Origin of the sequence: Gordonia sp. w5E2, assembly GCF_036540975.1 — a bacterium.
GTDB classification, from domain to species: domain Bacteria; phylum Actinomycetota; class Actinomycetes; order Mycobacteriales; family Mycobacteriaceae; genus Gordonia; species Gordonia jacobaea.
This window is the reverse complement of record NZ_CP144213.1, coordinates 4784421-4799894: the sequence shown is the minus strand read 5'-3', so window position 1 is coordinate 4799894 and position 15474 is coordinate 4784421. Positions and strand designations below refer to the sequence as shown.

Sequence of the window (15474 nt, the reverse complement as noted above, 5' to 3'; positions counted from 1 at the left end):
AGACAGAGAAGAAACTGACAACATGAGCGTGGGAGTCGTGCGCGAAACGGCCGAGGGTGAGCGTCGCGTGGCGCTCGTCCCGAAGGTCGTTGCGACGCTGGTAGGTAAGGGAGTGCCGGTAACCGTCGAATCGGGCGCCGGTGTGGAGGCGTTGATCCCCGACGACGCATACGTCGAGGCAGGAGCGACGATCGGCGATCCGTACGCGGCGGATGTGGTGCTTCGTGTGTCACCGCCGAGCGACGCCGAGATCGCCAAGCTGCGGCGCGGCCAGAAGCTGATCGGCTTCTTGGCACCGCGCAATGCCGACACCAAGGTCGGAGCGCTGAAAGAAGCGGGCGTCGAGGCGTACGCCGTCGAGGCGATTCCGCGCATCTCGCGCGCGCAGGTCATGGACGCGCTGAGCTCGCAGGCCAACGTGAGCGGCTACAAGTCGGTCGTCGTGGCAGCCGACAAGTCGACGCGATTCTTCCCGATGCTCACCACCGCGGCGGGCACGGTCAAGCCTGCAACCGTGCTGGTGCTCGGCGTGGGTGTCGCCGGCCTGCAGGCGCTGGCAACGGCCAAGCGCCTCGGTGGCCGCACCACCGGCTACGACGTGCGACCCGAGGTGGCCGAGCAGGTCCGTTCGGTCGGCGCGCAGTGGCTCGATCTGGGAATCGACGCCGCCGGTGAAGGCGGATACGCCCGTGAACTCACCGACGACGAGCGCGCCAAGCAGCAGCAGGCGCTCGAAGACGCGATCAAGGGTTTCGACATCGTCATCACCACCGCGCTGGTTCCGGGTCGCCCGGCGCCTCGCCTGGTCACCGCCGCTGCAGTAGAGGGCATGAAGCCCGGCAGCGTCGTCGTCGATCTTGCAGGTGAAACCGGTGGCAACTGCGAGTTGACCGAACCGGGTCAGACCGTCGTCAAACACGACGTCACCATCACGTCTCCGCTGAACCTGCCGGCGACGATGCCCGAGCATGCCAGCGAGCTGTACTCGAAGAACCTGCAGGCGCTGATCGAGCTCATGCTCGACGAGAACGGCGCCATCACACCCGATTTCGACGATGAGGTCATCGCATCCGCATGCGTGACCGGGTCGACGTCGACCAGTTCGGAGGTGAAGGCCTGATGTACACCGGTCTCATGGCGAACATCGCCATTCTCGTTCTAGCGGGATTCGTCGGCTTCGCGGTCATCTCGAAGGTGCCCAACACGCTGCACACCCCACTTATGTCCGGTACCAACGCTATTCACGGCATCGTTGTGCTCGGCGCGCTGGTCGTGCTGGGTTCGCTTCCGGCAGATGCCAATTGGGGTACCCGGATCATCGCGTTCGTCGCGCTGATCTTCGGCACGCTCAACGTGGTCGGCGGATTCCTCGTCACCGACCGCATGCTCGGAATGTTCAAGGGTAAGAAGGAGTCTGCCAAGTGAGCGCCATCCTCGCCTCGACGGTGCTGGCGAGCGAGTCGACGGGACAGGTCTCCGAAGGCCTGGGCTACGGCGTCACGGCTCTCTACATCGTCTCCTTCTCGCTGTTCATCTACGGCCTGATGGGGCTGACCGGCCCCAAGACCGCTGTGCGCGGAAACTGGATCGCGGCAACGGGTATGGGCATCGCGATCGTCGCGACCCTGCTCAGCGTCTACAACGACGCAGGCGACGTCGGTGTCCCGACGGTCAACTGGGTGTTGATCGCCATCGGTCTCGCGATCGGTGTCGCACTTGGCATCCCGCCGGCCCTCAAGACCAAGATGACGGCGATGCCGCAGTTGGTCGCGCTCTTCAACGGCGTCGGCGGCGGCACCGTCGCGCTCATCGCGTGGGCCGAGTACATCGAGTACGACGGCTTCACCCAGGTGCCGCACGAGCCGAACGTGGCCGTGATCGTCGGATCGCTCTTCGCGGCCATCATCGGTTCGATCTCCTTCTGGGGCTCGCTGGTCGCCTTCGCGAAGCTGCAGGAACTGCTCAACAAGAACCTCGAGAAGAAGCTCGTCGCAGCCGCCAAGCTGTTCCAGGTCGCCAACGTCGTGCTGGCGATCGTGGCCGTCGCGGTGGCCGTGGTCATCGGTGTGAAGGCGAGCTCGACCAACGCGACTCCGTGGTACTGGATCGTCATCCTGCTGGTGGTCGCGGGTCTGATGGGTCTGTTCGTGGTGTTCCCCATCGGCGGCGCCGACATGCCCGTCGTCATCTCGTTGCTCAACGCACTCACCGGATTGTCCGCTGCCGCTGCGGGTCTCGCGCTGAATAACCAGGCGATGATCGTGGCAGGCATGATCGTCGGAGCGTCGGGTTCGATCCTGACGATGCTGATGGCCAAGGCCATGAACCGCTCCATTCCCGCCATCATCTTCGGGTCTTTCGGTGGCGGCGACGCCGGTGCCGCGGGTGTTGCCGGTGGTGCGGGCGACACGGTCAAGGCCACGTCGGCTGCCGACGCCGCGATCCAGATGGCATACGCCAACCAGGTCGTCGTCGTTCCGGGCTACGGTCTCGCCGTCGCCCAGGCGCAGCACACGGTCAAGGAAATGGCAGACCTGTTGGAGGACAAGGGCGTCGAGGTCAAGTACGCGATCCACCCGGTCGCCGGTCGTATGCCGGGCCACATGAACGTGCTGCTGGCCGAGGCCGACGTGCCGTACGACTCGATGAAGGAGATGGACGACATCAACGGCGAGTTCACTCGCACCGACGTCACCATCGTGATCGGCGCCAACGACGTGACCAATCCGGCGGCGCGCAACGACCCGTCGTCGCCGATTCACGGAATGCCGATCCTCAACGTCGACCAGTCCCGATCGGTCATCGTTCTCAAGCGTTCGATGAGTTCGGGCTACGCCGGTATCGACAATCCGCTGTTCACCGCGGAGCAGACGTCGATGCTGTTCGGCGACGCGAAGAAGTCGGTCGCCGAGGTCATCGAGGAGCTCAAGGCGCTGTAGCAGCCTCATGAAGTGCTTTACGATTTGGTAGCAGCGGGCGGCACAATGTGCCGCCCGCTGCTATGTGTATGTGATGGCAGTCGACGCTTCCCGAGTTCGCACGGTGATTTCGCACGTTGTTTTCGCGCTCGGAGTGCTGTGTCTGCTCGGCGGGTTGTTCGCGGGTGTGGTCAACCGCGAGGCCGTCAACAGCGCCCGGTTCGCCGCGCATGTCGACTCGATCCGGCAGGATCCCGCGGTCGCGCGGCAACTCGGGCTGCTCGTGTCCGGCAAGATCATCTCGGCGTCGCCGGAACTCATCGCGCTGCGTCCGCTGGTGGAATCGGTGTCGATCTCGGCGGTGTCGAGTCCCGCGGCGGGGCCCGCGGTGCGAGGACTCACCGCGTCGATCCATAGGTCGATAACCCAGGGCGACAGCAATCTGTTCGTGTTGCGTCTGGCCGATCTCGGGGCGGTTACCGTCGCCGCGCTGCGGACGGTGGCACCCGACGTCGCTGCTCGACTACCCGACAACATGGATGTCACGCTCTCGGCGATCGGTGCGAGTGAATGGGATTCGGGCATCCTCGATTACGTCAGATGGGTACGAGTCCTCGCGTGGTTGTTGCCGCTGCTGGGCCTACTGCTGATTGTGGGTGCGGCGTTCATCCGACCTCCGCCCGCGGCTACGGGTCGGGCCTCGCGCATCGCCGCGGTCACCGACTCCCTTGGCGCGGCGATCATCTGGCTCGCGGCACTCGTCGCCGCAATCCTGCTCGCCTGCACCATCATTGCCGCCTTCCTCCCGACCGACACCCTCGACGGCGCTCTCACGGTAGCGGTCTGGCGCGAGGTCGACGGCAGGCTGTGGATCATCGCTGCGGTTGCGGCGCTCATCGGGCTGGCCGTGCGCGCGGCGTCGAGTCTCGCGCCGGTCGACGATCTCGACAGACTCGCAGAGCGTCTGCGCGAGTGGGTGATACGACGACCTTCGACCCCCGCGGCCATCGCCGCGCGTGGCGGAGTGCTGGTGTTGCTGGGCGTGCTGGCGGTGGTGCGCCCGCTGACCTTCGTCACGGTCGTCGCTGTGCTGCTCGGAGCATTCGCGCTCTTCGCAGGTGCGGGGGAGTTGCTGCGGGCAGCGAATCGGCAACTGCAGCACAGCGATCGGCGCCAGATCGTCGGCCGGTTGGCGATTCCGGCGGTGGCGATAGTCGGCGTAGCGGTCCTGCTTGCGACTGTCGGCGTACTGTCTTGGCCGCAGCCGACCCCGGCGTTGAGTTCCGCTGTCGCCGAGAATGATCCGAATGCGTGCAACGGTCACGTCGAGTTGTGCGACCGGCCATACAACGACGTGGCGTTTCCCGCGACGCACAATTCGATGTCGGCGGCCGACGGCAATCGATGGTTTCTCGCGGAACAGGAGACCGGCGTCATGGGGCAACTCGACGACGGCGTACGCGTGTTCCTCATCGACAGTTGGAACGGTCAGATGTCGAACAAGCCGCCGATCATCGCCAACACTCAGGACAGCCGCGCACAGGCATTGGCAGCGGCAGAGCAGCTGTATGGCGCGCAGACCGTGCAGAGTGCTTTGAGGGTGCGCGACGCCCTCGATCTGACTCCCGTCGGACCGGTCAAGCCCTACCTGTGTCACGAGCTGTGCGAACTCGGTTCGACGGAGTGGCTGCCGCTGATGATCAAGGTGCGCGAGTGGATGGACGCCCACCCCAATGAGGTGGTCACATTCTTTGTGCAGGACATGGTCGCACCCGCCGACGTGGAGACCTTGCTGCGGCAGGCGGGACTCTACGACCGGCTCTACACCCCGACCATGGGCCAGCCGTGGCCGACGCTGCGGCAGATGATCGACAGCCGTCACACCCTGGTCTGGCTGCACGAGAACGTCGGTGGCGGCGCCGAGCGCCCCTGGCTGCTCGACGGCAAGGAGTGGACCCAGGACACACCGTACGAATTCCGGACGACAGCCGAGTTCAACTGCGATCGGAACAGAGGGTCGACCACAGCGCCACTGTTTCTGGTGAATCACTGGATGAGCAACTTCACCAGCAGGATCCGCGACGCCGGTGTGGTCAATCGCGAGGAGTTCTTGTTCAACCGGCTCGAGCAGTGCCGCGCAGAGCGGAACATGATTCCGAATTTCGTCGCGGTGAACAACTATCGGGTCGGAGACCTGTTCGCGTCGGTGAACCGGCTCAACGGGGTGAGCTAGCTCTTACTACTGCTGAGCCTCGCTGTTATCGACTTGGGATCGCAGGGAGACCCAGTACTGGACAAGTCAACCTAGAGTTACACGAGTGACTCATGTGGCCAGAGTGAAACGGATTCGACGCGGCGTCGTCGCGGTCGTCGCTGCGGCAGCGGTCGGCGGTGTGGTGGGTTCGTTGCCGGTGGTGCACCACGCGCAGGTGCAACCGACCGTGACCGCCATCGATCCGGCGTCGCTCTACAACTCCGCCCAGCAGAAGTTCGCGGCCGGTGACGTGGCTGGCGGACTCGAGTCGCTCAAACAGTCGCTGATCGTCGCACCCGCAGACGCCGAATCACTTGCGCTGCAGTCGGTATGGTCCGATCAGGTCGACGATGCCGCCACCGGGAAGGCGGCACTGAGCCGACTCTCGATGATCAATCCGACGCTCGCGACGAGCGTCCGCAACATCACTGCCGGCGTCTCTGCTGCCGCCGCGATCGTCCCGTCCACCTCGCCCGCGCCCGCGTCGGGGCAGCCGGCGATTGTGATACTCGGCTACGGGCTCGGCGCCGACGGCACGATGGCACCCGAACTGGTGAAGCGGCTGACGGCGGGCAAAGCCCAAGCCGACGCCGCGCCGTCGCTCCCGATCGTCGTCACCGGTGGCGTGCCGAAGAAGGGCATCACCGAGGCGTCGGCGATGAAGAAGTGGCTCGTCGCCAATGGCGTCGACGCGTCGCGGGTGACGACGGAGGACAAGTCGGTGTCCACGGTGTCGAACGCACAGAACACGGCCGCAATTCTCGGTGCGCGGGGGATTGCCGACATCGTGCTGGTCACCTCACCGAATCACATTCGGCGAGCCGCGGCCGACTTCGCTGCAGTGGGACTGAAGGTGAGCGGATCTGTCACTACGCCGACCGATATGGCGAAGTATCTCAAACCTTTGACGAAAGATCAGCAGAAAGGCATTCGCCTCGAAGCGACCCGCGCCGCAAGAATTCCCACCACTAAGAATTCAGAATTATCGATCCCGAATATGCCTGGTCTGCCGAATGATCTTCCGGACACCGGACCAGGCCTGATTCCCGAAATCGGCGGCAAGATTCTCGATCAGCTATTGCAGACCGGATCGAAAAGTTGAACAGCGCAACGACTTTCGATGATGGCGTGAACTGAATCACAATCAAAATCGGGCTGTGTAAGTCTCACAAGAATTTTATGCCTCAGGGCATCTCTAATTAACTCTGCATCTGTACGTTCGTTTCATGGCAACTACCCCGACAGATTCTCGACGGATAGGCACGGCCCAACAATCGCGCGACCGATGGCGTGGTGTTCTGAAATATGACGTACCGGCATCGCTGGTTGTTTTCCTTGTGGCACTGCCACTTTCGCTCGGCATCGCAGTAGCCTCCGGTGCGCCCGTCATGGCGGGGCTGATCGCGGCGGTGGTCGGTGGTGTGGTGGCGGGAGCGATCGGAGGTAGCCCGCTTCAGGTGTCGGGGCCTGCGGCGGGACTGACAGTGGTGGTGGCAGAACTCGTCGCCAACTTCGGTTGGAAGGTGACGTGTGCGATCACCGTTGGTGCGGGAATCCTGCAGATTCTGTTCGGTGTCAGCCGGATCGCGACCGCCGCGCTCGGCATTGCGCCGGTGGTGGTGCACGCGATGCTCGCCGGAATCGGAATCACCATTGCGCTGCAACAGATCCACGTACTGCTCGGCGGTAAATCGCAGAGTTCTGCACTTGCCAACATCAGCGAGCTGCCCGAGCGGATCGGCGACATAAGCTGGGCAGACGCCACGATCGGAGTGATCGTCATCGTGGTGATGGTTGGCTGGAAGTATCTTCCCGCACGTGCACGCAAGATTCCGGGACCGCTCGCGGCGATCGCGCTAGCGACCGTGTTGGCAGCTGTGCTCAACCTCGACGTCGAGCGGGTACGTCTCGACGGCAACTTCTTCGACGCAATCTCGCTGCCTGAACTGCCCCATGGCAATTGGGGTGGATTCGTTCTAGGCGTGCTCACCGTCGCACTGATCGCCAGTGTCGAATCCCTGCTTTCTGCCGTTGCCGTCGACAAGATGCACGACGGTCCGCGCAGCAGATTCAATCGCGAACTCATCGGGCAGGGCAGCGCGAACATGACGTCCGGACTCCTGGGCGGGCTTCCGGTCACCGGCGTGATCGTGCGGAGCACCGCGAATGTTGCTGCCGGAGCGCGTACTCGGTGGTCGGCGGTTCTGCACGGTGTGTGGGTCTTCGTCTTCGCGGTGTTCCTGACGGCACTGGTCGAGCAGATCCCGCTGGCGGCGCTCGCCGGGCTCCTCGTGGTGATCGGCATGCAACTGGTGAAGTTGGCGCACATGAAAACCGCTCTGCGCACCGGTGACCTGTGGGTGTACGGCGTGACCGTTGTCAGCGTCGTCTTCCTGAATCTTCTCGAGGGTGTGGCAATCGGCCTTGCCCTCGCTGTGGCACTGGTCCTCTGGCGGGTCATCCGAGTCGAGATCAACTCGGGACCGGTGGCGACCGGCGAATCGGACGAGTGGCTGATCGCGGTACGGGGATCGCTGAGCTTCCTGTCAATGCCGCGATTCAACAGCACTCTGAGCAAGGTTCCCGACGACGTCCCGGTCACATTGGAATTCGACGTCGACTTCCTCGACCACGCGGCGTCGGAGATGATCTCCGACTGGGTGCGTGCGCGCGAGGCCACGGGCAACGAGGTCACGATCGTCGAGCGCGGTCGGGCTCGAATCGAGCATGCACCGCTCGCTCCGCCCCGTCGACACACCGGCGGCATCGTCGGTCTTACCCCCTGGCGCAGCCAACGGATCCCGGTCGACGACAAGGCTGTTGCCGACGTCCCGGCATCGCTGCGGTCGATCATGGCGGGCGTCACCGACTATCACCGCGAACACGCTGACGTGCTGCGTGGCCACCTGCAGGATGTTGTCGACTACCAGCAGCCGGACGCCTTCTTCCTCACCTGTGCCGACTCGCGCATCATGCCGAATATCATCACCTCGAGCGGTCCTGGCGACCTGTTCACGGTGCGCAACGTCGGCAATATCGTCGGAGGGCCCAACGGCGGCGCCGAATCCATCGAGGCCGCACTGGATTTCGCGATCAACGAGGTCGGCGTAACCGCCGTGGTGGTCTGCGGACACTCATCGTGTGGTGCGATGCGAGCGGTGCTCGACCAGAGTCGTGGCCGCGAATCGTCCTCGGATGCGGCGTCGAGTTCGCCGATCCGCTCGTGGCTGGCCCAGGCCGAACCGAGTAGGACAGCACTGCAACTCGGGCATCCCGCTGGAAGGTCGGCCGCCAGAATGGGTTTCAACGATGTGGACCAACTCGCGGTGGTGAATGTCGCCAAGCAGGTGGAGATTCTGAGTCGCCATCACCTCGTCGGGCGGGCAGCGGCCGAGGCGCGCCTGCGAATCATCGGACTCTACTTCGATATTCGTACCGCACAGGTCTACGAGGTCACCCAGACCGGTATCCACCTCGCAGGCGTCGGCCATCACGTGAGTGGCTTGCTGGACCGCGAAGGCGCTAGAACATCACCGAGCGAAAGTGTGTGATCAGCCGTCCGGCGTCGTCGAGGACATGAAAGGCGATGCCGGGCGGCTGGCCGCGGTTCACGATGTCGTGGCCCTCGAAGGGCAGGTTCAGCGTCGACGAGACGCCGGGTGCGACGCAAAGCGGGCGGTCGGCGAATCGGGTGACCGCGGGCGTGTGCGCGTGTCCGCACAGGAACGCGACGATGTTGGGATGCGTGTCGACGAGGGCTGCGATGCGCTCCTCGCCGGTCTGGCGGATGCTGTCCATGAACGGCATCTCCAGCGTGACCGGCGGATGGTGGAATGCGACGAACACCGGGGTGTCGGGTCCGTGCGCGGCGATCTCCGCAGACATCCACGCGAGCGTGTCGTCGTCGATGTAGCCGTCGTTGCGGCCCGGGATGGAACTGTCGACCACGACGAACAAGACGCCGTCGACGAGGCTCGACGAGTTGATCGGCGCAGATGATTCGGCCCGCAGAATGCCTGCGTTGAACGCAACGCGCTCGTCGTGGTTGCCCTCGGTGATGAGGATGGGCAGCGGGCTGTCGATGACGAGCGATGCCTCGCGGTACTCGCTCGGGCTGCCTTCGTCGGCTACGTCACCGGTGATCAGGAGGACATTGATGCCGTCCGCGCGCGCGTTGATATAGCTCAACGTCGATTCGATTCGGGCGCGATTGAATCGGGTGCCGTTGAAATGCAGGTCGCTGATGTGCGCGACAACGAACACAGGCTCTCCCGGGGTTGGACACCACTGAACATAGCCAACGGAGTTCCCGATCGCGAAGCGAGGTCGGTGGGCGTGGCGAGAGACTCACTTATGGCGCCCCTATGACCGATGACGGCGATCGTGTGCAACGTGGCATTCGGTGCAAAGTTCGCATTCAGGGCAGCGTTGCCATTCAGTGCAGCGTATGTGCGAACAACTTCCGAAGCTCGGCGAAGTGGTACTCGGAGGCGTCGTGGTTGTACGACGCGGTGTCGGCCATCGTGTAGCCGTGTTCTGCGCCCGGATACACGGTCGCGGAGTGAGTGACGCCCGCGGTTATGAGAGCGTGCTCGAACTGGGCGATCGCTTCGGAGGGAAGCGAACGGTCGCGGTCGGCGTGCACGGCGAGCACCTGGGCGTCGACGTCGGCGAGGCGCAGATGCGGACTGCCTGACGACTGTGTGACCAACCCGCCCGTGTGGAACATGCCGAGAGCTGCGACGTCGTCGGGCCGGGTCGCCGCGGCCAGCAGGGCAAGTCTGCCGCCCGCGCAGTACCCCGTCACGCCGATCGGGCCTTTCGAGACGCCGGGTGTGGCATTCAAGGCGTCGATATATGCGGAGAGGTCGGGTTCGGCGAGATCGTCGGTCAGAGCATGCACGCGCGGCATGGCCACGCTGAAGAACTCTTTGCGTGCGTCGGCGTCGAGGAGCTCGTCCTCCGGCGATGTTTCCTCCGCGGTGCCCCAGCGGTAGAAGACATTCGGAACCAGCACGACGTAGCCCCACGACGCGATGCGGTCGGCCATGCGGCGGGTCTGTGGGCGCAACCCGATGGCGTCGATGATGAAAAGCACGCCGGGGTAATCGCTTTCCGGGTTTTCACCGGCGGGTCGGACGAGGTATGCCTCCGCGTCGCCGTCGGCGGCCGCGACGGTGATGTACTTCCCGACGGTGTCGTGGGTGATGCTCATCTTCGGTGTCCTGTCGCTGGTGCGGGTGGGCCTGTTATCCGGTGTTTGTCAGAGGGTGTTTGTCAGAAGGTTTTGTCAGAGGTCGCCCGGAAGCTTGTCGCGGCGGATTCCGCGCCAGCTCGGGTGGCGGAGGTGGCCGGTGCTGGTCCAATCCATGAACCTGACCTCGCCGACGATCTTCGGTAGCACCCAGGTCGCGGTGGACGCGACGGGGCGGTCGAGCTTCTCCAGGAACGGACTTCGTGAGATCTCCAGTGGCTTGAGTTCTTCTGCAAGGCTTTTCAACGACGCCTCGGTGAATCCGGTGCCCACTCTGCCGACGTAGCGCAGCCCGGTCTCTTCTGGTAGCCCGACCAGCAGTGACCCGATGGCACCCTCGCGATTGCCGCGACCGAGTCGGTAACCGCCGATGACGACCTCGATGTCGCTCCAGTTCTTCTGCTTGCGCCACTGGCTACTTCGTCGTCCCTGTTGATATGTCGACGTCCTGCGTTTGGCGATGACGCCCTCGAGTCCGTGGTCGCGACTATGACGCACAGCAGCCGAGCCGGGAGCGGGTAGAAGCGGCGGAATCTCCACGTACGCAGACTCTTTGAATGCCGGCGCGAGAGCCTCCAGGAGTTGTCGACGCTCCGACCACGGCTTACGCAAGAGCGATGTGCCGTTGAGATAGAGGATGTCGAAGAGGTACAGCTTGAGCGAGTACGCCTCCGCGGTATTGCTGCGTGAGGCAAGCAGGGTGAAGTTGGTATGCCCGGCGGAGTCCACGGCAACGACCTCACCGTCGAGGACGACGTCGATGAGGCCGAGTTCGTCTGCCGCCGAGCGCAATTCGGGAAAGTCGTCGGTCATGTCGATTCCCGATCGCGAGGTGAGGCGGAAGTCTCCATCGATGGAGCGCAACAGAATTCGATACCCATCCCACTTGCCCTCGAACGCCCAGTCCCTGCCGTCGAGACGTTCGACAGGTTCGTCGGTGGCCAGCATCGGGCGCGGGTGTGTGAGGCTGTCGGGGAGGATGGGCCGCGGCTCGTCGCTCATCAGGTGCGCGAGCCAGTTCTTGTCGCCGGTCTTGATGAGCGCGTAGCGGCCCTGGATTCGCTCGCCGTGAAGGCGGACGATGACCTCCGAGTCGCGCCACTTCTCGGTCTCGTATGTGCCGCGATCCCAGATCTCCACGTGCCCGGCGCCGTACTCCCCGCCGGGGATGTCGCCGGAGAAGTCGGCGTAGTCGAGAGGGTGATCCTCGGTGTGTACGGCCAGCCGGTTCTGACCCGAATCGGTCGGCAGGTTCTTCGGCACGGCCCAGGAGACGAGCACTCCGTCGCGCTCGAGCCGGAAGTCGTAGTGCAGGCGGCGAGCGTGATGTTCCTGGATCACGAAGATCGGTCCCGCCGACGCCGCGCTCACCGTGTCGTCGGAGTCCTCGGGGTCGCTCTCGTCGTCGCTGTCGGACGACTGGGCGCGGCGTCGACGATGCGCTTCGTCGCCGAAGGGTTCCGGGGTTTTCGACGCATCGCGCTTGGCACGGTAGGTGCTCAGGTCGACGACCGGGCGCGCGCCGGCGTCCTCGACTTGCTCCTCGGAGTCGTCTGCGGAGTCCGCGGAGCCGCTGGTGGTTGTCGTCGCGTCGTCGGTGTCTGGTGAGTAGGGGTCGTCGAGGCCGTCGAGCAGATCGCCGTCGGCGGCGCGCTCGAGCACCTCGCCGAAGTGCAACTGTGTCAGTCCCGGACCGGCGAGTTCGTCCCACGTCCGCGGTGCGGCGACCCAGGGTTCTTCGCGTCCGCGCATGGAGTACGGCGCCAGCGTCGTCTTCGACGCGCTGTTCTGGCTCCAATCGATGAAGACACGGCCGGCGCGTTCGGATTTCGACATCGTGGCGGTGATCGTCTTCGGATGTGCCGCCGCGAGCGTCGAGGCGATCTCACGTGCAACAGTGCGTGCGGAATCCGGCGCAACGGGTCGGTCGAAACGCGCGTAGACGTGAATTCCCTTGCCGCCGCTGGTCACCGGATACGACGCAAGGCCCGCGCCGTCGAGCATCTCGTGCATCATGAGGGCCACCTGCGCGCATTCGTCGAGTGACACGTCGGGGCCCGGGTCGAGGTCGAGGACGAGTCGATTCGCGCGGATCTCGCCGAGTCCCTTGGGACCGGACTTCTCCGGATCGGCCTGCACGCCGGGCGGCGGGACGAGCCACTGGGGCGTGTGGAGTTCGAGCGCGGCCATCTGTGCCAGCCATACGAGAACGGCTGCAGAATCTGCCATCGCGTAGGTGATGGTGCGCCCGCTGTGTGCGACGGCGTGGCGGGGAATCCACTCCGGAACCCCGCTAGGTAGATCTTTCTCGAAGAAGGGCGTCGACTCGACGCCATTGGGCCAGCGTTTGCGGGTGATCAGCCTGCCGCGCAGATGCGGAAGCATGACGTCGGCGATGCGGGTGTAGTAGTCGACGACGTCGACCTTGCGCGTGCCGGTCGCGGGATACAGCACCTTGCCCAAGTTGGTGAGAGCGATCGTGTGACCGTCGATCTCCAGGCTCTGGGAGGGCGCCATGAGTTCATTGTGCCCAGAATCTGGTCGCGTGCCCATATCCGGTGTCGGTACGCGGCCACTTTGCGACGTGACCGATGGCACAATGGTGCCCATGCGCTCGATCTGGAAGGGCGATCTGAGCTTTGGCCTGGTCAACGTGCCCGTCAAGGTGTATTCGGCGACGGAGAGTCACGACCGCAAGTCGTATCAGGTCGATTCGTCCGACGGCGCCCGCATCCGTTATCGCAGGGTGCGGGAGGGAACCGATACCGAGGTCGACTACTCCGACATCGCCAACGCGTACGAAACCGACAGTGGCGAGTCGGTGATCCTGACGAAGGACGACCTTGCGAGTCTGCCGGTGCAGAAGAGTCCGGAGATTTCGATCGTCGAGTTCGTACCCGTCGACCAGGTCGACCCGATCTACTTCGACAAGCCTTACTATCTCGAGCCGTCGTCGAAGTCTCCGAAGGCTTACGTGCTGCTGGCGAAGGCGTTGCAGGAGACCGACCGGTTGGCGATCGCGTCGTTCACCCTGCGCAACCGCACGCGCATGGCGGCGCTGAGGGTCATCGAACCTGGCGTGATGACCCTGCAGACGCTGCTGTGGCCCGACGAGGTGCGCAAGCCCGACTTCGACTTCCTCGGCGACGACGTGCAGATCCGCGACCAGGAATTGAAGATGGCGTCGTCGTTGATCGACTCGATGGCCACCGACTACGACCCGGACGAGTTCTCCGACACCTACCAGGACGAACTGTCGAAGCTGATCGAGGCGAAAGCCGAAGGCGGCGAGGCATTTCCGGAGAGCGATGAGAAGGAAGAAGCCGCCGACGAGGACTCCGACGTCGCGGATCTTCTTGCCGCACTGCGTGCTTCGGTGAAGGACAAGGGAGACGCGAGCGGCGGTTCATCCGATGCTGCCGACAAGCCGCCCGCAAAGAAGGCCGCGGCGAAGAAGGCGCCGGCAAAGAAGGCTGCCGCCAAGAAAACTGCAGCCAAGAAGGCAACAGCCGACAAGGCAACGGCCGAGAAGTCCACAGCAGCCAAGAAGACGACCCGAAAGCGAGCGGCAAGTTGAGCGACGTACTGGATTTGCTCATCGTGGGAGCAGGGTTGGCGGGGATCGACGCCGCCTACCGTGTGACGGAGCGAAATCCGGGCTTGCGGTATCGGATCGTCGAACAGCGTGAACGTATCGGTGGCACGTGGGATCTGTTCCGCTACCCGGGAGTGCGGTCGGACTCCGACATCTTCACACTCAGTTTTCCGTTCCGGCCGTGGCGCGGAACCAAGACCATGGCGTCGGGTGCCGAGATTCGTGACTATCTCGAAGACACCGCCCGCGACACCGGGATCTACGACCAGATCGACTTCGGCGTCACGGTCACCGCGGCCGACTTCGACACCGCGTCCGACACCTGGACTGTCACGACCAACGCGAGCGGCGAAACCCGCACGTACACAACACGATTCCTCTATCTGTGTACCGGCTACTACCGATACGACGAGGCCTACACCCCCGATTTCGCGGGCGCCGAGGACTTCTCCGGAACCATCGTGCATCCGCAGTTCTGGCCCGAGGATCTCGACTACGCGGGCAAGAACGTCGTCGTGATCGGCAGTGGCGCAACGGCTGTCACCCTCATCCCGAGTATGGCCGACCGCGCCGGTCATGTGACGATGCTGCAGCGTTCGCCGACGTACCTGTTCCCCGTCGGCTGGCAGGAGCCGACGACGCCGTGGATTCAGCGACTGTTGCCGAGGCAGTGGGCACACGACGTGATCCGGTACCGCAACGCACTTGTCACGTTGTCGATCTACCTGTTCGCGCGGCGGTTTCCGCGTACGTCGCGAAAGCTGCTGCGTCAGATCGCGATCCGCAACCTCCCCAAGGGATACGACGTCGACACGCACTTCCGCCCGCGGTACAACCCGTGGGATGAGCGATTGTGCATCATCCCCGACGCCGACTTCTACAAGGCTCTCGGCTCCGACCATGCCGATGTGGTCACCGACCAGATCGACCGGTTCACGCCCGGCGGGATCAAGCTGGTGTCGGGCGAGGAGTTGCCCGCCGACATCATCGTGACCGCGACCGGACTCGAGCTGCTCGCCTTCGGCGGAGCGCAGCTGTCGATCGACGGCGTCGAATTCAAACCGCACGAGAAGTTCGCCTATCGCGGGTACATGCTCAACGACGTACCGAATCTGGCGTGGTCCATTGGCTACACCAACGCGTCATGGACATTGCGCGTCGATCTGACCAGTAAGGCGGTCGGTGATCTGATCGCGTACATGCGGGCGCACGGATACACGTCTGCGGCGCCGACCGTCGGGTCGGCGACGCTGCCGGAGCACATGCTGTTCGCACTGGATGCGGGCTATGTCCGACGCGGTGCCGTCGCTCTCCCCAAGTCGTCGGATCAAGCGCCGTGGCAGGTCCGGCACAACCTGGTACTCGATGCCATCGATTCGCGTCGCTACGAGGTCACCGAAGCGATGGAGTTCCACACCGTCGGCGAGTCGGCGGCAAAAAGCGCTGGCTGAAC

11 protein-coding genes are annotated in these 15474 nt (G+C 64.1%); 8 read left to right on the top strand and 3 right to left on the bottom strand.

Features of this window, described 5'->3' with window-relative positions; genetic code table 11:
* Positions 1-22 precede the first annotated feature (22 nt).
* The 6 genes from RND64_RS21715 to RND64_RS21690 all read left to right on the top strand — a co-directional run bounded on the left by RND64_RS21715 (position 23) and on the right by RND64_RS21690 (position 8723).
* Complete coding sequence (locus RND64_RS21715; RefSeq protein WP_005203205.1) at positions 23-1120, top strand: Re/Si-specific NAD(P)(+) transhydrogenase subunit alpha; 1098 nt, start codon at positions 23-25, stop codon at positions 1118-1120.
* Positions 1120-1425, top strand: a complete 306-nt coding sequence (locus RND64_RS21710) for an NAD(P) transhydrogenase subunit alpha (RefSeq protein ID WP_005177965.1) — start codon at positions 1120-1122, stop codon at positions 1423-1425. The genes RND64_RS21715 and RND64_RS21710 overlap by 1 nt, the downstream gene beginning before the upstream one ends.
* Positions 1422-2939 carry an NAD(P)(+) transhydrogenase (Re/Si-specific) subunit beta gene (locus RND64_RS21705; protein ID WP_083444394.1) on the top strand — a complete coding sequence of 506 codons (1518 nt, stop codon included), beginning with the start codon at positions 1422-1424 and terminating at the stop codon, positions 2937-2939. The genes RND64_RS21710 and RND64_RS21705 overlap by 4 nt, the downstream gene beginning before the upstream one ends.
* Positions 2940-3042: 103 nt before the next feature.
* Positions 3043-5151: a DUF308 domain-containing protein gene (locus tag RND64_RS21700; RefSeq protein WP_235434372.1), complete on the top strand. Its 2109-nt coding sequence runs from the start codon at positions 3043-3045 to the stop codon at positions 5149-5151.
* Positions 5152-5245: 94 nt separating this feature from the next.
* Complete coding sequence (locus RND64_RS21695) at positions 5246-6274, top strand: YdcF family protein (protein ID WP_049699394.1); 1029 nt, start codon at positions 5246-5248, stop codon at positions 6272-6274.
* 124 nt (positions 6275-6398) lie between these two features.
* Positions 6399-8723, top strand: a complete 2325-nt coding sequence (locus RND64_RS21690; protein WP_200903259.1) for a SulP family inorganic anion transporter — start codon at positions 6399-6401, stop codon at positions 8721-8723.
* On the opposite strand, the gene RND64_RS21685 is transcribed toward RND64_RS21690, so the two are convergent.
* The 3 genes from RND64_RS21685 to RND64_RS21675 form a co-directional block, all read right to left on the bottom strand.
* A complete protein-coding gene (locus tag RND64_RS21685; RefSeq protein ID WP_049699395.1) occupies positions 8695-9435 on the bottom strand; it encodes a metallophosphoesterase in 741 nt (246 codons plus the stop codon). The two genes, RND64_RS21690 and RND64_RS21685, sit on opposite strands and share 29 nt — an antisense overlap.
* Before the next feature lie 172 nt (positions 9436-9607).
* Complete coding sequence (locus RND64_RS21680) at positions 9608-10387, bottom strand: dienelactone hydrolase family protein (RefSeq protein ID WP_049699396.1); 780 nt, start codon at positions 10385-10387, stop codon at positions 9608-9610.
* Positions 10388-10462: 75 nt separating this feature from the next.
* Positions 10463-12943 carry an ATP-dependent DNA ligase gene (locus RND64_RS21675; RefSeq protein ID WP_049699397.1) on the bottom strand — a complete coding sequence of 827 codons (2481 nt, stop codon included), beginning with the start codon at positions 12941-12943 and terminating at the stop codon, positions 10463-10465.
* Positions 12944-13034: 91 nt separating this feature from the next.
* Between RND64_RS21675 and ku the strand changes: the two genes are divergently transcribed.
* Both ku and RND64_RS21665 read left to right on the top strand, forming a co-directional pair.
* On the top strand, positions 13035-14003 hold the full coding sequence (ku, locus tag RND64_RS21670) for a non-homologous end joining protein Ku (protein WP_442903959.1): 969 nt from the start codon (positions 13035-13037) through the stop codon (positions 14001-14003).
* Entirely contained in the window at positions 14000-15472 is a 1473-nt protein-coding gene (locus RND64_RS21665) for a flavin-containing monooxygenase (RefSeq protein WP_049699399.1), read from the top strand. Before ku ends, RND64_RS21665 begins: the two co-directional genes overlap by 4 nt.
* Positions 15473-15474 lie beyond the last annotated feature (2 nt).

What these genes read in the sequence shown, in the direction of transcription:
- RND64_RS21680 (WP_049699396.1), bottom strand. Translation starts at nt 10,387, where the DNA reads ATGAGCATCACCCACGACACCGTCGGGAAGTACATCACCGTCGCGGCC.
- RND64_RS21675 (WP_049699397.1), bottom strand. Translation starts at nt 12,943, where the DNA reads ATGGCGCCCTCCCAGAGCCTGGAGATCGACGGTCACACGATCGCTCTC.
- RND64_RS21715 (WP_005203205.1), top strand. Translation starts at nt 23, where the DNA reads ATGAGCGTGGGAGTCGTGCGCGAAACGGCCGAGGGTGAGCGTCGCGTG.
- ku (WP_442903959.1), top strand. Translation starts at nt 13,035, where the DNA reads ATGCGCTCGATCTGGAAGGGCGATCTGAGCTTTGGCCTGGTCAACGTG.
- RND64_RS21690 (WP_200903259.1), top strand. Translation starts at nt 6,399, where the DNA reads ATGGCAACTACCCCGACAGATTCTCGACGGATAGGCACGGCCCAACAA.
- RND64_RS21710 (WP_005177965.1), top strand. Translation starts at nt 1,120, where the DNA reads ATGTACACCGGTCTCATGGCGAACATCGCCATTCTCGTTCTAGCGGGA.